At 68.8% G+C, this 17,677-nt stretch carries 18 protein-coding genes and 1 tRNA gene; 11 read left to right on the forward strand and 8 right to left on the reverse strand.

What is annotated here, in order from left to right; genetic code table 11:
* Positions 1-46: 46 nt before the first annotated feature.
* Positions 47-379, reverse strand: coding sequence for a helix-turn-helix domain-containing protein (locus PO605_RS26635; RefSeq protein ID WP_012204502.1), 333 nt, complete (start codon positions 377-379; stop codon positions 47-49).
* Positions 380-465: 86 nt separating this feature from the next.
* Here PO605_RS26635 and PO605_RS26640 point away from each other — a divergent pair, with 86 nt between their 5' ends.
* From PO605_RS26640 to PO605_RS26665, 6 genes are all read left to right on the forward strand, one after another.
* A complete protein-coding gene (locus PO605_RS26640) occupies positions 466-687 on the forward strand; it encodes a hypothetical protein (RefSeq protein ID WP_224986487.1) in 222 nt (73 codons plus the stop codon).
* A 61-nt stretch (positions 688-748) separates the two neighbouring features.
* A complete protein-coding gene (locus PO605_RS26645) occupies positions 749-1,072 on the forward strand; it encodes an ogr/Delta-like zinc finger family protein (RefSeq protein WP_043825225.1) in 324 nt (107 codons plus the stop codon).
* Positions 1,073-1,222: 150 nt separating this feature from the next.
* Positions 1,223-1,639 carry a hypothetical protein gene (locus PO605_RS26650; RefSeq protein WP_272207147.1) on the forward strand — a complete coding sequence of 139 codons (417 nt, stop codon included), beginning with the start codon at positions 1,223-1,225 and terminating at the stop codon, positions 1,637-1,639.
* 4 nt (positions 1,640-1,643) lie between these two features.
* Positions 1,644-3,638, forward strand: a complete 1,995-nt coding sequence (locus PO605_RS26655; protein ID WP_272207148.1) for a replication endonuclease — start codon at positions 1,644-1,646, stop codon at positions 3,636-3,638.
* Positions 3,639-3,659: 21 nt separating this feature from the next.
* Entirely contained in the window at positions 3,660-3,908 is a 249-nt protein-coding gene (locus PO605_RS26660; protein ID WP_043825231.1) for a hypothetical protein, read from the forward strand.
* Between the two features lie 42 nt (positions 3,909-3,950).
* Positions 3,951-4,157 (forward strand): helix-turn-helix transcriptional regulator, encoded by a 207-nt coding sequence (locus tag PO605_RS26665; protein ID WP_012204496.1) that lies wholly within the window; start codon positions 3,951-3,953, stop codon positions 4,155-4,157.
* A 26-nt stretch (positions 4,158-4,183) separates the two neighbouring features.
* Here PO605_RS26665 and PO605_RS26670 read toward each other — a convergent pair whose 3' ends face one another.
* The 6 genes from PO605_RS26670 to PO605_RS26695 all read right to left on the reverse strand — a co-directional run bounded on the left by PO605_RS26670 (position 4,184) and on the right by PO605_RS26695 (position 11,879).
* Positions 4,184-5,491 carry a type II toxin-antitoxin system HipA family toxin gene (locus tag PO605_RS26670; protein WP_272207149.1) on the reverse strand — a complete coding sequence of 436 codons (1,308 nt, stop codon included), beginning with the start codon at positions 5,489-5,491 and terminating at the stop codon, positions 4,184-4,186.
* A complete protein-coding gene (locus PO605_RS26675; protein ID WP_272207150.1) occupies positions 5,491-5,904 on the reverse strand; it encodes a helix-turn-helix domain-containing protein in 414 nt (137 codons plus the stop codon). Before PO605_RS26675 ends, PO605_RS26670 begins: the two co-directional genes overlap by 1 nt.
* 119 nt (positions 5,905-6,023) lie before the next feature.
* A complete protein-coding gene (locus PO605_RS26680; protein WP_272207151.1) occupies positions 6,024-7,040 on the reverse strand; it encodes a tyrosine-type recombinase/integrase in 1,017 nt (338 codons plus the stop codon).
* A 185-nt stretch (positions 7,041-7,225) separates the two neighbouring features.
* A tRNA-Leu gene (locus PO605_RS26685) sits at positions 7,226-7,312 on the reverse strand.
* A gap of 119 nt (positions 7,313-7,431) precedes the next feature.
* A complete protein-coding gene (locus PO605_RS26690; protein WP_047474064.1) occupies positions 7,432-10,647 on the reverse strand; it encodes an efflux RND transporter permease subunit in 3,216 nt (1,071 codons plus the stop codon).
* Positions 10,644-11,879: an efflux RND transporter periplasmic adaptor subunit gene (locus PO605_RS26695; RefSeq protein ID WP_047474065.1), complete on the reverse strand. Its 1,236-nt coding sequence runs from the start codon at positions 11,877-11,879 to the stop codon at positions 10,644-10,646. Before PO605_RS26695 ends, PO605_RS26690 begins: the two co-directional genes overlap by 4 nt.
* Positions 11,880-12,052: 173 nt before the next feature.
* On the opposite strand from PO605_RS26695, the gene hpnC reads away from it, so the two are divergent.
* The 4 genes from hpnC (at position 12,053) to PO605_RS26715 (ending at position 16,378) form a co-directional block, all read left to right on the forward strand.
* On the forward strand, positions 12,053-12,937 hold the full coding sequence (gene hpnC / locus PO605_RS26700; protein ID WP_272207152.1) for a squalene synthase HpnC: 885 nt from the start codon (positions 12,053-12,055) through the stop codon (positions 12,935-12,937).
* Between the two features lie 67 nt (positions 12,938-13,004).
* Complete coding sequence (gene hpnD, locus PO605_RS26705; protein WP_016449592.1) at positions 13,005-13,850, forward strand: presqualene diphosphate synthase HpnD; 846 nt, start codon at positions 13,005-13,007, stop codon at positions 13,848-13,850.
* Positions 13,847-15,235, forward strand: coding sequence for a hydroxysqualene dehydroxylase HpnE (gene hpnE, locus PO605_RS26710; RefSeq protein WP_272207153.1), 1,389 nt, complete (start codon positions 13,847-13,849; stop codon positions 15,233-15,235). Before hpnD ends, hpnE begins: the two co-directional genes overlap by 4 nt.
* 123 nt (positions 15,236-15,358) lie before the next feature.
* Entirely contained in the window at positions 15,359-16,378 is a 1,020-nt protein-coding gene (locus tag PO605_RS26715; RefSeq protein WP_047472479.1) for a Bug family tripartite tricarboxylate transporter substrate binding protein, read from the forward strand.
* A gap of 45 nt (positions 16,379-16,423) precedes the next feature.
* Here the strand turns inward: PO605_RS26715 and PO605_RS26720 are convergent, their stop codons facing one another.
* Positions 16,424-17,107, reverse strand: coding sequence for a GntR family transcriptional regulator (locus tag PO605_RS26720; protein ID WP_016454064.1), 684 nt, complete (start codon positions 17,105-17,107; stop codon positions 16,424-16,426).
* A gap of 167 nt (positions 17,108-17,274) precedes the next feature.
* On the opposite strand from PO605_RS26720, the gene PO605_RS26725 reads away from it, so the two are divergent.
* The gene (locus PO605_RS26725) at positions 17,275-17,673 is read left to right on the forward strand and encodes a carboxymuconolactone decarboxylase family protein (RefSeq protein ID WP_012204485.1); all 399 of its coding nucleotides are present in this window, start codon (positions 17,275-17,277) and stop codon (positions 17,671-17,673) included.
* The last annotated feature ends 4 nt before the right edge of the window (positions 17,674-17,677 follow it).

Consider the following 17,677-nt stretch of genomic DNA (forward strand, 5'->3'; position numbering starts at 1 on the left):
GAGAGGGGCAGGTAGAGCGCGTCCTGGAGCGGCCGGCGCAGGCCGTTCAGCGCGCGGCCAGTGTCGCCACGGCCATGATGGCGGCGCGGCCCGAATCGTCGGCCCGGCCGTAGCAATCGAGCAGCTCGCGCTCGTCGGGCGCCAGGGTCTGGACCGATGCGTTCGCATGCTGGCCCGTGACCACATACAGGACATCCACGCCCAGGCCCGCCATCACGGCCAGGGCGGCCGCATTGGGCGATTGCTCGCCCTTCTCCCAGGTGGCCAGGGTGCCGCGCGAGACGTCGCAGGCGTCGGCCATGGCGAGCTGCGCCACGTCCAGACGCAGACGCTCTTGCCTCAGCCTTTCACCGATGTGATCGAAATTTCTTCTATTCATCAATTGACATGCTCGAAATTTCAAGCAATGATGCAGTCAGCGTGTAACCAAACCATCCAAACCATCCCAAATACTACATGACAGCCATGCACTCCCCCAGAGCCGTGCCCGGTATCCCTGCGGATCCGGTGCTTCATGACAGGCCCGTGCCACTGCGCATGACGGCATCCGAACGCGAACGCCACGCCCGCTATGCCAGCCGTGAGAGCCGCAGCGCCTCCAACTTCGCGCTGAAGCTGTACCGCATGGGCATGCAGCAGTACGAGCAGCAGATGCCGCCGCTGCCCCAGGCCGATCAAGCGCGATAGCCACCCGCGCCGACCTGTTCACCGCCTTGTCTTCGATCCCAACTGCCCCCAGGAGCCTGCCATGCGCATGATGTGCCCCCACTGCAACGAACACGCCTACACCCGCACCAGCCTGCAGCTGACCAGCACCAGCCGCGAGACCATCTTCCAGTGCCGCAACTTCGAGTGCGGCCATGTGTTCTCGGCGGTGACCGAGATCAACCGCACCATCAGCCCCAGCGCCATCCCCAACCCCATGGTGATCCTGCCGATGAGCACTCACATCAAGCGCAAGCTGCTGCAGACCCAGCTGGACGCCATGCCGTCCTCGCAATACGAAGGCGCAGCGCACCGCGCAGCCCAGGCGGCCGAATCCGCCCAATCCACCGAAGGCGCGCGCAGCTAGCGCGGCCGGGGCGCCTTCTCCTGACGGCGCCCCACCCGGCGCGCGGGCAGCCCGCCTGCACCGCCGCCCCCCCCCCTTTTTCCCGCAACCTGCGGAGCCTGCATGAAGGCCCTGCGGGATGCGCTCACCCTGAAACGACCTGGACAGACCATGAAGCTCGGCGACCTGCGCCTTTCCGATCTGATGCGACTGCTGCGGGCAGACGATGCGCCCGCGCCCGAATACCGGCCCGAATACCGGCCCGAGGACCCGCCCGCGCTGCCCGAGGCCTATCAGCGCCTGAGCGTCCAGGACTGCCGCATCCGCCTGCGCGAACTGCAGCGCGAGGCCGCGCAGCGCTGCGCCAACGGCCGCTGCGGCAGCGCCGAAAGCCGCGAATGGGCGGGCCTGGCCAGCCACTACCGCATGGCCCTGGTGCTGCTGGCGGGCATAGACGGCGAGATCGAGGAGCTGGCCCTGCGCGACTGGCGCGAAATGCCGCCGCCCGAGCGCGACGCCATCCGCCGCCAGATCCGCGCGCTGCGCAGCTGCCTGCTGCCGCTGCGCGCGCTGGCCCTGAGGACCTGAGCCCATGTCCGTCCTGCTCGCCGCCAAATCCACCGGCCGCAGGCTGCGCACCGCCAGCCTGCAGCAATGGGATCAGCACAAGCCCCGCCCCCACATGGTCCAGCGCGCCATGCAGGCGCTGGAAAAAGCCTTGCCGCCGCAGTGGCTGCAGCCCATGAAGCTGCTGGGCCTGGGCGACTGGCAAAAGGGCGCGCAACACGCCAACGGCCATCCCGAATGGGCTGCCTGCCACGACGCGCTGGCCGCCATTGACGACTTTGCCAGCCGCCACGGCCGTGCGGCCGAGTGGAATCTGGACGACTACGAGATCTGCCAGATGGCCAGGCGCCTGAGCGACGAAGTCGGTGAGCTCGACGCCGGCGCCCAGGCCCAGAACATGGACCTGGCCGCACGCGTGGACCTGGTGCGGCTGATGCTGCGCATGCTGGGCCTGCAGGAAAGCACGCCGCTGGCCGGCGAGCCCGCCATCCGCCGCGCGCTGGATGCCGCCTGGTGGCGCCGCATGCTGCGCCGCCACGTCACGCGCACCGTGGAGGCCGGCGCCGTCAAGCTGGGCATCGTCAACCGCAGCGCCGGCGGCTATGCCAGCAATGCCACCGTGCGCCGGCGCACCGCGCAGATCGAACGCAACGCCCGCGCGCTGGAGCGCAGCCTCTACCGAAACGAGGCCGGCCAGGTCTTCACCCTGGCCGAGCTGGCCGCGCTGTCGCCGGCCAACCCCGTGATCCGCGGCGGCGAGCTGATGACGCGCATCCGCGGCGCAGAGGAATATGCCGACGCGCGCAGCCATGTCGGCCTCTTTCTCACGCTGACGGCGCCCAGCCGCTTTCACGCCGTCACGCTGGGCAGCGGCGGCCGGCCGCGTCCCAATCCCCATTACGACGGCCACAGCACGCCGCGCGATGCCCAGCTGTGGCTGCGCACCATGTGGGCGCGCGTGCGCTCGCACCTGGGCCGCCAGCGCATCGCCATGTACGGCATCCGCGTGGCCGAGCCGCACCATGACGCCACGCCGCACTGGCACGCCCTGGTCTGGGCCGAGTGCGAGGAGCACGCCCGGCACATCGAGGCCGCCATCCGCAAATGGTGGCTCAGCGAAGATGGCGACGAGCGCGGCGCCCAGCGCAACCGCGTCAACGTCAAGCGCATGACCGGCGGCGGCGCTGCCGGCTACGTGGCCAAGTACATCGCCAAGAGCGTGGGCCATGCGGCCCTGGCCGACCACCTCGACGTGGTGCAGGGCCGCCTGTGGGATGTGGAGCAGGGCGGCATGCCCGGCCACCGCCGCGTGGACGCCTGGGCCGCCTGCTGGGGCATTCGCCAGTTCCAGGCCGTGGGCATGCCCAGCGTCTGCGTCTGGCGCGAGCTGCGCCGTGTCAGCAAGGACCAGGTCGAACAGATCCGCATCGAAGGCGACAAGGCCAGCTGGAAGGCCTGGGGCGCCAGCCACCGCCACGGGCCCGACATCCCCGCCGACTGGCGCCGCTACATGGAAGCCATGGGCGGCCACTGCCTGGCCCGCGACCGCTGGCACCTGCGCATGGCACGCCGCCCCGTGCCCGCCGGCGCCGTCAACCAATACGGTGAGGCCATCGCGCCCGGCTGCGGCCGCGTGGTAGGCCTGGAAACCCGGCGCGGCCAGTGGCTGGTCTCGCGCCGCATCGCCTGGCGCAGCGTGGCCCGCGCCACGCTGGAGTTCCAGGAAACCCAAGGTGCAGAAAACGCCGATATCGCCGAGGGTGCCGAGGTCGCCGACGTGGCCCCGCCGACCCTGCCCGCCCGCGCGCCGCTGGCGCGCGCTTGGACTGGTTTCAATAACTGTACGGCCCGGCTCACGGGCCACACGCTGCGCGCCCTCATCGGCCGCGGCGGGCACCAACGCGAGGACCGGGCCAACCCGGCCGGGCCCGATTCGGGTGCCGATTCAGTGCCCCATTCCGTGCTGCACCGCCCCGCATCCGGCGCCACGCCATCCAACCACCCGTTCTTTACCAGCTGATCCACCCCAGGAGGACCCACCATGCACCACAACATCACCGCCCTGCGCAGCTACCGCGCCACCCTCATCCCCCACGGCGTGGACGCCGCGCAGCTGGATCAACTGGCCGACGCCCGCCTGCTGCCCGTGCTGCGCCTGAAGGCGGCCAGCGCCAGCCACGCCCAGGCCTGCGCCCTGCTGGCCAGCGGCCGGCCCGTTCTGCGAGTCGAGCGAGTTGAACGCGTGGAGCGCAAGAAGGCAGGCAAGTCCATCACGCCGCGCCAGGCCTGATCAAGCACCCAAGCACCGGACACGACATCGGAGAACACCGCAATGACGCAACAGAACATGGAACTCTTTCACAGCGCCCCGCGCCTGGACACCCAGGGCATCGCCAACTACCTGGGCCTGAGCCGCGAGCACGTCACCGCGCGCCTGACCAAGCGCCCGGACTTTCCCAAGCCCTTCATCAACGCCAGCCGCCGCATCCGCTACTGGCGCATGGCCGACGTCAAGGCCTGGGCCGAGGGGCGCCGGTGAGCCGGCACCAGGCCATCGCCGTGCGCTCAGTGATCGCTGCCCGCAAGAAAACGGCGTGCCTGGTCGCGCGCCCCGTCGAAGATCTGCCGGGCCATAGGCTGCGGCACGCTGGCCGGCAGGCGCGGCTGCAGCCGGGCTATGGCGCCGTCCAGCGCCTCGACCATCTCCACCATGCTCTCCCACAGGCCTGCGATGCGTGTGGTCTCGGCCAAGGCCTTCCAGTGGCGGCGCTGGATCTCGCCCAGGCGGTAGTGGCGGCTGCGCCCCGGCAGGGCCATGGCCATCCTGGCGCGCTGGCGGGCGATCTTGCCGTGGCCATGGCCGATGATGGGCCAGGCCGACAGCACGTCGTACAGCGGCGTCATCTCATAGCCTCCGCCCGGCTGCAGGAACACCGAGAAATTCTTGGCATGCCCGTCCGTGGCCCCCAGCAGCCAGAATGCCAGCTGGGCCATCACGAAGCGGGCGCAATCCTGGGCAGGCTCGCTGCCATGCTGCAGCACCTGCAGGCACTGCAGCATGCCAGGCCCGCCGTGGGTCTCGTACTTGTTGGCGCTGGCAACGCCGCGCACCTGGCAGAAATCTTCCTGGGGCAGACGCGCAATCCAGCCCTGGGCCGTCCAGGCGCGGTCAAAGCGCTCCACGCACAACACCTGCTGCCCGCCAAAGCTCTCGATGCTGCTGTCGGCCACGGCAAAGCCCAGCTCGGCCAGCAGGCGGGCGCACAGCCACTCATTGGCCACTGACTCGCTCAGGTCGTAGTGCCAGTGCGGCACCACGCCGATGGCCGGCTTCAGGATATGCGTGGTCGGCGTCGCGCCCAGCGGGCGGCACCACTGGCCGCCATGGCGCAGCACCGCCGTCTTCTCCTGCGCACCGGCGATGGACAGCCGGAACTCCTGGTCCACCTCCAGCGCGCCAAACCCGCCACCCAGGCTGGCCAGGTGCTCTGCAATCTGCGCCTCGCTCAGCGGCTCGAAGCGCACCTGGTCGAACCCTTCGGGCACGGCCCCCTCGGGCAGCAGTTGCACGGCACCCACGCAATCGCGGCCAATGGCTTCCAGCAGCGAAAACGCATCGATCCCGCGCAGCCCGAAGCGCTGGTGAACGCGCCGGCGAATGCCCTCGCCGTCCGGCAGCAGGTTGTCGAAATAGTGGGCCACCACCTCGCCCGCCACCGTCAGGTCGCGCGTGAAGGGCATGGACAGCGACAGCGGCCGCGCATGCGCGCTCTGCGGCCAGGCCGGGTCATAGGCGAACACATGGCGGCCCGTGCGCGTGACCTCCCAGGTGCCCACCCGCTCCCCATTCATCCAGACGCCCAGCGCCGCCATCACCAGGACCCTTTCGGCTTGCGGTCCTGCCAGTGCGGCGGCAGCGCCTGCGGCTTGAAAGCCACGGGGCGGTCGGCGGGCTTGCGGGGCACGTTGTCACCCGCGTATGGTTGTGGAACTGGCTCGGCCACCCTCAACGCAGCAGGCACAGGCACAAGCACGGGTGCAGGTGCAGACGCAGGAGAAGCCACCGCATCCGCCCTGGGCCGCATGAGCAGATCGGCATCCAGCAGCTGCAGGATCTCCATCAGCTGGCGCACGCTGATGGCGGCCGGGTCGCGCTCTATCGCCGCCACACGCGACTGGGTGACGCCCAGCCGCTGTGCCAGCTGGGCCTGGCTCACGCCAGCGGCCTTGCGCAGCGACTTCAGGTGCAGCGCAAGCTGATCGGGCAGTTGCAACAGGTGGTCCATGGTGTTCTCCTGGCCAGGGCATTCAAAATATCATCTCAAGATGATGAATTGAAATTATCACTCCAGAATAATATTGTCAACATATCATATTGGAGTGATATTTCTGGCAGCCATCCTGCCTACAACCGTGCCGCGATGTCCTCGGCCGTCTCCCGGTAATAGGTATTGAACAGCTCGTTGATATCCACGTGGCCGCTGATGCGGGCCAGCGTCATCACATCCACGCGCTTGCTCAGCCAGGTCAGCGCCGTGGCGCGCAGGTCATGGAAGCGCAGGCCCTGCACCATCACCCGGTCGCGCAGCTTGCGGTAGAGCGTGTCGCGGCTGGCGTCGCTGATGGTCCAGTAGGCGTCGCGCCCCGCAGCCTCGGCGGCGGCGTCCAGCACGCGCAGCAGGCGCACGGCACGGCGCGTCAGCGGCACATGGCGCTCGCCCACCTTGGCCTCGGTCTTGTGGTGCGGCAGGTGGTAGACCCGGCGCTTGAGATCCACATTGCTGCGGCCCATGCGCAGGATCTCGCCGCTGCGCATGGCCGTGTGCAGGGCCACCAGCATGGTCCAGGCCGTCTGCTCCATGGCGGTGACAGGCGCCAGGCGCGGCGAGACATTGGCCGAGCGCAGCATGCGCCGCACCTCGCTCCACTGCCCCGTGCGCCGGCGCGCATGGGACTTGGCCGGCAGCTTGATCTCGGGCCAGGGGCTCTTGCCCACCCATTTCCACTGCTTGACCGCCAGCGTCCAGATCGGACGGAACTGCTGCGCCTCGCGCAGCACGCTGGCGCCAGAGACCTGCTGCAGCCGCGCATCGCGCCAGCGCGCCAGGTCGTCGCCCGTGATCTCGTGGAACACCTTGGAGGCCAGCTCGGGGAACTCGCGCAGCCAGGCATCAAAGCGCAAATGGTCGGCCCGCGCCGTGCTGGCCGCCTTTTTGTCGGTGACCTCGCGCCGATAGCGCTCCACCGCCTCGGCCAGCGTGCGCCGCGGAAACTCCCCGCGCGCCCCGGCCAGAATGGCCGCCTCCTCGGCCACGGCCCAGCCCTGCGCCTCGGCCTTGGTCGCCCGCGTGGCGGTGCGCCGAATACCCGCACGCTCCACCTCGGCCCGCCAGCCGTTCTTCACCTTCCGGAAATACGCCATCCCATCTCCTGCTGCACGCGCGGGATCACAAGCGGGATCTGCGCGGGATTGTGATGTGATTTTGCGCTGTTTTGTGCCGGTTTCAACCTGCTCCGCTTTGCAGCGAAGACCCAGAAAAAAAGCCCGCCTCCTCTACAGGAAGCGGGCTTGGGCAGTGTTCGCCGCAGTTGAGCGGCGTTGGTGCGTGGTGCGCGGGGGGGGACTCGAACCCCCACACCATTGCTGGCGTCAGGACCTAAACCTGGTGCGTCTACCAATTTCGCCACCCGCGCTGGTTCTTGGGGAGCCGCCTGCGCGGCGGCTCCTAGGTCAGGGCGCAGATTCTAGCCGCAATTGCGGGGTGCATTGCCATACCCCGGATTTGAGCGGCGGCCTCTGCGTTTTCGCCGCATCAATGCGTGGGCTCGCGGCGCACGCGGAACACGGCGGCGTACATGGCCGGCAGCGCCAGCAGTGTCAGCACTGTGGCCACGATCAGCCCGCCCATGATGGCCACGGCCATGGGGCCCCAGAACACGCTGCGCGACAGCGGGATCATGGCCAGCACAGCGGCGGCGGCCGTCAGCACGATGGGGCGCAGGCGGCGCACGGCGGCTTCGATGATGGCGTCCCAGGCCGGCACGCCGCGCGCGCGGTCGGTCTCGATCTGGTCGATCAGGATCACCGAGTTGCGCTGGATCATGCCCATCAGCGCCACCACGCCCAGCAGCGCCACGAAGCCGAAGGGCCGGCCCAACAGCAGCAGCGCCGCCGCCACGCCGGGAATGCCCAGCGGCCCGGTGATGAACACCAGCAGTGAACGGCTGACACTGCGCAACTGCAGCATGAGCAGCGTGAAGGTGAGGAACAGCATCACGGGCACACCAGCGACGATGGCGTCCGAGCCCTTGGAGCTTTCCTCCACAGCGCCGGCCACATCGATGCGGTAGGCCGTGTCGCCCGCGGCGTGCCAGCGCGCCTCGATCTCGCGCAGGCCCGGCAGCAGCGCATGGGTCAGCGTCGCGCCCTGCAGGCCCTCGCGCACATCGCCCTGCACGGTGATGGCGAACATGCGTTTTTCTCGCCACATCACGCCGGGCTCCCAGACCATCACGGGCTTGGCGATCTGCGTGAGCGGGATCGACTTGCCCGATGCCGTGGGCAGGTAGGCATTGGCGATATCGGTGATGGCGTCGCGCTCCGAATACGGCGTGCGCAGCACGATGTCGATGAGCTTGTCACCCTCGCGGAACTGGCCCACGGTGGAGCCGCTGAGCATGACGCGGGCCGCCTGGGCGATGGCCTGGCTGCTCACGCCCAGGGCGCGCGCCTTGTCCTGGTCCACCTCCAGGCGCACGGCCTTGACGGACTCGTTCCAGTTGTCGTTGACGCCGCGCATGTCGGCGTTGGCGATCATGACCTGCTTGACCTCGTCGGCATAGGCACGCAGCTTTTGCGGATCGGTGCCGGACACGCGGAACTGCACCGGATAGGGCACGGGAGGCCCGTTGGGCAGCAGCTTGACGCGGCCGCGCACCTCGGGGAACTCCTGGGCCAGCAGCGCCGGCAGCGCCTTGCGCAGCCGCTCGCGCGTGGGCAGGTCCTGGGCCACCAGGATGAACTGCGAGACGTTGTTCTGCGGGAACACCTGGTCCAGCGGCAGGTAGAAACGCGGCACGCCCGAGCCTACCCACTCGCTGACCGTGCGCACGCCGTCGAGCTTCATGAAGCGCTCTTCCACGCGGCGCGTGACGGCCTCGTTGGCGGCCAGCGACGTGCCTTCGGGGAACCAGATGTCCACCAGCACCTCGGGTCGGCTGGAATCCGGGAAGAACTGCTGCTGCACGCGCGACATGCCCACCAGGCCCAGCGCAAAGACCAGCACCGTGATGGCGATGGTCAGCCAGCGGTGCGTCACGCACCAGTTCACGGCGCGCCGGAAGCGGTTGTAGAACGGGCTGTCGAAGACCTCATGCTCGGCTGAGGACGCATTGAGGTTGGTCTCCTCGATGGGCACCTCGCCCGAGGCCACCTCGGGCGGCAGCGTGGCCGCGTGCGGCGGGCGCTTGAGCAGCAGCATGCCCAGGTAGGGCACGAAGTACACCGAGGCGAACCAGCTGAGCACCAGCGCAATCACCGTCACCGCGAAGATGGCGAAGGTGTACTCGCCCGTCATGGACTTGGCCATGCCGATGGGCAGGAAGCCCGCCGCCGTGATCAGCGTGCCGGTCAGCATGGGCTTGGCCGTGATCTCGTAGGCAAAGGTGGCAGCGCGGTACTTCTCGTAGCCCTCCTCCATCTTGCGCACCATCATCTCCACGGCAATGATGGCATCGTCCACCAGCAGGCCCAGCGCGATGATCAGCGAGCCCAGCGACACCTTGTGCAGGCCGATGTTCCAGTACCACATGGCCAGGAAGGTCGCGGCCAGCACCAGCGGAATCGTGATGGCCACCACCAGTCCCGGGCGCGGATCGATGTACCAGCGCTTCCACAGCGGCTGGTGGCCCTCGCGCTTGTGCAGGCCCAGGCTGATGAAGCTCACGGCCAGCACCACCACCACGGCCTCGATCAGCACCTGCAGGAATTCGTTGACCGAGTCGGCCACGGCCTTGGGCTGGTCCTGCATGTTGGCCAGCTCCACGCCGGCCGGCAGCGTGCGCGCGATGTCGCCCACGGCGCCGCGCAGGGACTTGCCCAGGCGGATGATGTCGCCGCCCTTGGTCATGGACACGCCCAGCGCAATCGTCTCGCGCCCCTGGTGGCGTACCTTCACATTGGCCGGATCGGCATAGCCGCGGCGGATCTCGGCGATATCGCCCAGGCGCAGCTGCGCGCCCGATGCGCCGCGGATGGGCATGGCGCGCAGCTCGTCCACCGCCAGGAACTGGCCGGCCACGCGCACCTGCACATCCTCGCGCGGTGTCTGCAGCACGCCTGCGCCCTCGATGGCGTTTTGCTGGCCCAGCTGGCCCAGCACCTGGTTCATGTCCAGGCCCAGTTGCGACAGGCGGCGCTGCGACAGCTCGATGTAGACCTTCTCGTCCTGCACGCCGAACAGCTCGACCTTGGCCACATCGGGCACGCGCAGCAGGCGCTGGCGCACGTCGTCGGCCATGGTCTTGAGCTCGGCGTAGCTGAAGCCGTCGGCCTGCAGGGCGTAGATCACGCCATAGACATCGCCGAACTCGTCATTGAAGAACGGCCCCTGCACGCCCTGCGGCAGGGTGTAGCGCATGTCGCCGATCTTCTTGCGCACCGTGTACCACAGCTGCTGGACATCGCCGGGGCGCGAGTTGTCCTTGAGCTGGAAGATGATCATCGACTCGCCGGGCTTGGAGTAGCTGCTGATCTTGTCGGCGTAGGGCACCTCCTGCAGCGTGCGCTCGATCTTGTCGGTGACCTGCTCGGCCATCTGCTGCGCCGTGGCGCCGGGCCAGTTGGTGCGCACCACCATGGCGCGGAAGGTGAAGGGCGGGTCCTCGTCCTGCCCCAGCTGGAAGTACGAGGCAAAGCCCAGCAGGAGCAGCACGACGATGAAATAGCGCGTCAGCGCCACATGGTCCAGCGCCCAGCGCGAAAGATTGAAGTGCCCGCCCTGCGGCGCCTTGTGCTTGGGCCCGCTCATTGGGCCGCTCCGCTGGGCGCAGCGCCTGCGGCGGCAGGCGCCTGTGCAGGCTGTGTCTGTTGCGGCCGCTGCTGTGCCGGCTGCGGGGCCTTGTCATAACGGTCCTGATAGACCGTGACCTTCTGGCCGGGCGTGAGCACATGCACACCGGCGGCCACCACCTGCATGCCGGGCGTCAGGCCGGCGGCAATCACGGCCTCGTTGCCATCGGCCGTGGCCAGTTGCACGGGCTGCAGCTTCACCGTGCTGCTGGCGGCATCGAACACCCACACGGCCGTGCCCTGGCCGCCGCCGCCTTCCTGGCGCAGCGCCGTGGTCGGCAGCTTGATCACGGGCTGGCCCGTGGGGCCCATGCCCTCGGGCAGCGCATGGACCGTCGCGCCCAGCGGCGGCACGGCGGCCGCATCCGACGCGGGCAGAGCCACCTTCACCTGGTAGGTGCGCGTGACCGGATCGGCACTGGCCGCCACCTCGCGCACCTGGCCCTGCAGCGGCTGCATGCCGGCCGACCATGGGCGCACATTCACCTTCTGGCCCACGCGGATGGCACCGCGCTTGTCTTCGGGCACCACGAACACCACGTCGCGCGGACCGTCCTGGGCAATGCGCACCACGGGCGAGCCGGCCGACACCACCTGGCCGGGTTCGGCGTCTATGCCGGTCACCACGCCGGGCACATCGGCCAGCAACTGCGCGTAGGACTCCTGATTGCTCTGCGATGCCAGCTGCGCCTTGGCCTGGTCCAGCGTGGCCTGGGCGGACTTGAGCGTGGCCTCGCGCCGCTCCAGCTCCGCACCGCTGATGAAGTTCTGCGCCTTCAGCTGCGAGTAACGCCTCACATCGGCGGCGGCAAGATCGCGCTGCGTGGTCGCGGCCGCCACCTGGGCGCGCGCGGCGTCAGCTCCCAGCCGGTAGTCGCTGGCATCGAGCCGCGCCAGCAACTGACCTGCCTGCACGTGCTGGCCCAGCTCCACCTCGCGGCGAACGAGCTTGCCGGCCACGCGAAAGCCCAGGCGCGACTCTATGCGCGCGCGCACCTCGCCCGCGTATTCCAGTTGCGTGTCCAGCGCGCCCACGCCTACGGTGAGCAGCTTGACGGCGCGCACCGGCTCGGGCGGCGGCTCGGCCTTGGAGCAGGCGCCCAGCGCCAGCGCGGCGGCCAGGCACAGAGGGGCAAGAAGAAGATGGCGCGGCAAAGCGCGCGCGGCAGGGTTCGATGGCAAGTCGGGCATGTGGATCCGGAGGGCTGGTGCGAAAAGCGGCTGCGGGCTGCAAGATCCGGGCAACATGCCGCGGCAGCTGGCTGGCGCCGTTTACTGACTGACGGGTTAGTAATTTAGGAGAAGCCCTTGAGCCCGTCAAGTGAAATGCATGGCCTTGCGCGCAGCATCGACAATCGGCCACCGTGAAGTCCACCGCTCCCCCCCTGCCCGCCTCCCCCGCCCCGGTCACGCACTACGAGAACTTTCCCGTGGCGTCCTGGCTGTGCCCGCCCCGCTTGCGCCCGCCGATTGCCGCGCTCTACCACTTCGCACGCACTGCAGACGATCTGGCCGACGAAGGCGACGCCACGCCGCCCGAGCGCCTGGCCGCGCTGGCCGCCTACCGTGCCGACCTGATGGCGCTGGGCACCAAAGGCGAGGCCTCCATGCTCACCCGCACGGCCTGGCCTCTTGTCTTTGCAGGGCTGGCGCCGCAAGTACGCGCCCACCAGCTGCCGCTGGCGCTGATGGACGACCTGCTCAGCGCCTTCGCGCAGGACGTGCACAAGACCGAATCCGGCACCACCTACGCCGACCGCGCCGAGCTGCTTGACTACTGCCGCCGCTCGGCCAACCCCGTGGGCCGGCTGCTGCTGCATCTGTACGGGGTGGATGATGCCGAATCGCTGGCCCGCAGCGACGCCATCTGCACCGCCCTGCAACTGATCAATTTCTGGCAGGACTTCAGCGTGGACCTGCCACGCCAGCGCCACTACCTGACCGATGCCGACTGCACCGCCCACGGCGTGCGGCGTGAAGACCTGCGCGCCGAGCCCGCTGCACTGACCCCTGCCGTGCGTGCACTGCTGGCCGAGCAGTCGGCATGGGCGCGCGCACTGATGCAGTCCGGCGAACCACTGGTGCACCGCCTGCCGGGCCGCATCGGCTGGGAGCTGCGCCTGGTCGTGCAGGGCGGGCTGCGCATCCTGGACAAGGTCGATGCACTGCAGGGCGCCAGCCTCTACCGCCGCCCCACCGTCGGCAAGGCCGATGCGCCGCTGCTGCTGTGGCGCGCCCTGCGCATGTGATGGCAGGCCGGCCGTTGCGACACCCAGGCTTTGGCTCCCAGCCGTCCATGGGACAATCCGGCCCCATATGAATCCGGATCAGTACGTCCAAGACAAGGCTGCCGCCTCGGGCAGCAGCTTTTATTACGCCTTCCTCTTCCTGCCGCGCGAGCGCCGTGCCGCCATCACCGCCTTTTATGCGTTCTGCCGCGAAGTGGACGACGTGGTGGACGAAGTCTCCGACCCCGGCGTGGCCGCCACCAAGCTCGGCTGGTGGCAAAACGAAGTGCACCAGGCCTTTGCAGGCAAGCCCTCGCATCCCGTGATGCGGGCACTCATGCCGCACGCCCCGGTCTACGCCATCGAGGAGCGCCACCTGCAGGCCGTGATTGACGGCTGCCGCATGGACCTGGAGCAGACCCGCTACCTGGACTTCCCGGGCCTGGCGCGCTACTGCCACCTGGTCGCAGGCGTGGTCGGCGAAGTGGCCGCGCGCATCTTTGGCCAGACACAGGAAGAAACCACCGCCTACGCCCACAAGATGGGCCTGGCCTTCCAGCTGACCAACATCATCCGCGATGTGGGCGAGGACGCCATGCGCGGACGCATCTACCTGCCCATCAGCGAGCTGCAGCAGTTCGACGTCAAGGCGCATGAAATCACCAAGCGCGAGTACTCCGACCGCTTCACCGCGCTGATGCGCTTTCAGGCCGAGCGCGCCCACCGCCTCTACGACGAGGCCCTGGCCTTGCTGCCCGCGGCCGACCGCCGCACGCAAAAGCCCGGCCTGATGATGGCCAGCATCTACCGCACCCTGCTGCGCGAGATCGAGGCCGACGACTTCCGCGTGCTGCACCAGCGCATCAGCCTGCCGCCGCTGCGCAAGCTGTGGCTGGCCTGGAAGATGCAGGCGCTGGGGCGCATGGCGCGGTGAGCAGAGACAGCGCCAAGCACACGCCGCGCGCCGCTCAGCCGCGCGCCGCCATCCTCGGCGGAGGCTGGGCCGGCTTTGCCGCCGCCCTTGCGCTGGCCCGCAGCGGCTGGCACATCACATTGCACGAGGCCGCACGCGAGCCCGGTGGCCGTGCGCGCGGCATGGACCTGGACACGCCACAGGGCCCGCTGCGCGTGGACAACGGCCAGCACATCCTCATCGGTGCGTACACCGAAAGCCTGCGCCTCATGCGCGAAGTGGGCGTGGACCCTGAACAGGCCCTGCACCGCCAGCCCATGGCCCTGCCCTATATCGATGGCAGCGGCCTGCGCTTTCCCGACTGGCCTGCGCCGCTGGATGCGCTGGCCGGCATTGCCACCGCACGCGGCTGGAGCCTGGGCGAGCGTGCAGCCCTGCTGGCGCGCGCCGTGCGCTGGCGGCTGGCGGGCTTTCGCTGCGCGCCGCAGGCCACCGTGGCCGACCTGTGCGCCGGCCTGCCGCAGCGCCTGGTCAGCGAGTTCATCGACCCGCTGTGCATCTCGGCACTCAACACACCCATTCACCTGGCCAGCGGCACGGTGTTCCTTCGCGTGCTGCGCGATGCGCTGTTCAGCGGCCGCGGCGGCTCGCATTTCCTGGTGCCGCGCCGTGACCTGGGCAGCCTGTTCCCGGCGCCGGCCGCGCAGTGGCTGCAGGAGCGCGGCCACGCCGTGCGCCTGGGCAGCCGCGTGGCCGAACTGCAGCCCCAGGGCCCGCACTGGACGCTGGGCGCAGCCCAGGCCGAAGACGCGCCCTTTGACGCCGTGCTGCTGGCCTGCCCCGCGCCCGAGGCGGCGCGCCTGGCACTCACCGCTGCCGAGCACGACAGCCTGCCTGCGCGCGACGGCATAGCCCTGCAGCGCTGGGCGCAGCTGGCCCAGGACCTGCAGCACCGCCCCATTGCCACCGTCTATGCGCAGACCGGCGATCCCTCCCACACATTGCCCCCGGGCGCGCCCTGGCTGGCGCTGCGCTCCACGCCCGATGCACCTGCGCAATTCGTCTTCGACCGTGGGCAACTCGGCGGCCCTCAGGGCCTGATGGCCTTCGTCATCAGCGACAGCGCATCGGACCGCGAAACCCTGCAGGCCCAGGTGCAGGCCCAGGCCCAGGCGCAGTTGGGCTGGCATGGACTGGTTGCGCTGCGCACCGTGATCGACAAGCGTGCCACCTTCGCCTGCCTGCCGCAGCTGCAGCGTCCCGGCATGGAGTTGGGCCACGGCCTGTGGGCCTGCGGCGACCATGTGGATGGACCGTATCCGGCCACCATCGAAGGCGCCGTGCGCAGCGGCCTGCAGGCGGCCGAGGCCATCGGACAGGCCCTGGGAGCCGAGGGAAAAGCCTGATCCCCCGGGTATCTCCGTAGCCTGCAGACCCTGGTTTGACAGCAGATTGACAGCCGCCGGCGCCACCATCGCTGGCGCCGCATCCGCTGCCCATTCACTACAACGATAGCCAGGAGACCAGACATGCCTTCGCGCGACTTTCTTCAACACGCAGACCTGCCCCCGCTCGGCCGCCGCCAACTGCTGGCCGGCACGGGCGCCATGGCCCTGTCTGGCCTGCTGCCTGCGGCCGCGCTGGCGCAGGACGCCTGGCCCACGCGCCCCATCCGCTTTGTCGTGCCCTTTGCGCCGGGCGGCAGCTCGGAAATCGTGGCGCGCTCCACGGCGGCCGAGCTGTCCAAGACCCTGGGCCAGAACGTCTTCGTGGACAACAAGCCCGGCGCGGCCGGCAACATCGCCATGCAGGAAGTGGCGCGCGCCGATGACCAGAGCACCGTCATCCTGGGCCACATCGGCACCCTGGCCGTCAATCCCTACATCTTCGACAAGCTGCCCTACGACGCCAACAAGGACTTCCAGCCCGTCAGCCTGCTGGCCAAGGTGCCCAGCCTTTACGTGGTCCACCCCGATGTGCCGGTCAAGAACCTGCGTGAACTCATCGCCTACGCCAGGAAAAAGCCCGGCCAGCTCAGCTACGGCTCGGCCGGCAATGGCAGCGCCGGGCACCTGGCCTTCGAGTACCTGAAGATGACGGCCGAGATCTTCATGCTGCACGTGCCCTATCGCGGCACGGGGCCCATGATGACGGACCTGATGTCGGGCCGGCTGGACGCTGCCTCGGTCGGCGCTGCCGCCCTGCTGCCCTTCATCAAGGCAGGCAAGGTGCGCTGCATCGCCACGGGATCGACCCAGCGCCTGCCCCAGTTGCCCGACGTGCCCACCGTGGCCGAGCAGGGCTTCCCGGGCTTCGAGATGACGCAGTGGTACGGCATGCTCGCCCCCTCCAGCATGACCAAAGCCCACGTGGACAAGCTGGCCGCCGAGTGCGCCAAGGCCGTCAAGGCGCCGGACGCGCTCAAGCGCCTGCAGGGCGATGCGGCCGAGCCCATCGGCAGCACGCCCCAGCAGTTCGCGCAGTTCATTGCCTCCGAGCAGACACGCTGGCAGAAAGTGCTCAAGCGCGCCCAGGTCAAGCCGGACTGAGCGCACACGGACTGACACTCCCAGGTACAGGCGCAGGCCCCGGCATCAGCTGGCCGGGCCAGCCTTCTCGGCCATGGCGCGCAACACGCCCTGGCTGGCCTTTTGCACATGCTCGGCGCTCAGGCGCGCAGCCTGGTCCGCGTCGCCCTGCTCTATTGCCGTCACGATGGCATCCAGCTCGGCCAGCGTCTGCGGCAGGCGCCCGGGCTGGGACATGGAGATGCGCCGCAGCACCGTCACGCGGTTGTTCAGCTGCCGCAGCATCTGGCCGGCCACCAGATTGCCGCAGCCCTCGATCAGGATGTCGTAGAACTGGTTCTTGATCGCCAGCAGGGCCACCTTGTCGCTGGCCACGGCGGGCACGGCCAGCTCGCCCAGCTTGGCGCGCAGCGCGGCGCGCTGGCCTGCCGAGGCATGCAGCGCAAAGCCCCGGCTGGCCAGGCCCTCCAGGCTGGCCCGCACCTCGTAGATATCGCGCACTTCCTGCACCGAGATGTCCGTGACCTCGGGACCCCGGTGCGGAACGATGGTGATCAGCCCCTCGGCCTGCAGGTGCTGCAGGGACTCGCGCAGGCACGAACGGCTCACATCAAGGCTCTCGCACAGTTCGCGCTCGGACAGCTTCTGGCCCGGCGCAAACACGCCATCGAGGATGGCCGTGCGCAGGGTCTGCGTCGTGCGCAGGCGCAGCGACGTTTCTTCGCGGGGGACACGCAGCATCTGGTTCATGGGATGAATCCTACCTGCCAATCCAGGGGCTGGACGGACTGACGGATTGTCATACACACACCTGGCCCGGCAGGCAATCCTGATTTTCATCAAGTAGGATTGTCTGACAATCTGATTAAATCCATTCCACCGAAAGACACCTTCACCGCCTTCCATCAGGAGTTTTCATGACCCGAGCCTACGCCCCCAAGAACCCCGCCCTCTTCGACCAGGGCCTGTCCACCCGCCGCGAGGTGCTGGGCGCCGAGTATGTCGATGCGTCCATCCAGAACGCCACGGACTTCAATATCGACATGCAGGAGCTGGTCACCCAGTACTGCTGGGGCGATGTCTGGAACCGCCCGGGCCTGGACCGCAGGACGCGCTCCTTCCTGAACCTGGCCATGATCACGGCGCTGAACCGCCCGCATGAACTCAAGCTGCATGTGCGCGGCGCCATCAACAACGGCCTGACCAAGGAAGAGGTCAAGGAGGTCTTCCTGCAGACCGCCATCTACTGCGGCGTGCCGGCCGCCATCGACTCCTTCCGCGTGGCTTCGGAAGTCTTCAAAGAGATGGACATCTGAGGCA

Source organism: Delftia sp. DT-2 (assembly GCF_028401915.1).
Taxonomy (GTDB): Bacteria; Pseudomonadota; Gammaproteobacteria; order Burkholderiales; family Burkholderiaceae_C; genus Comamonas; species Comamonas tsuruhatensis.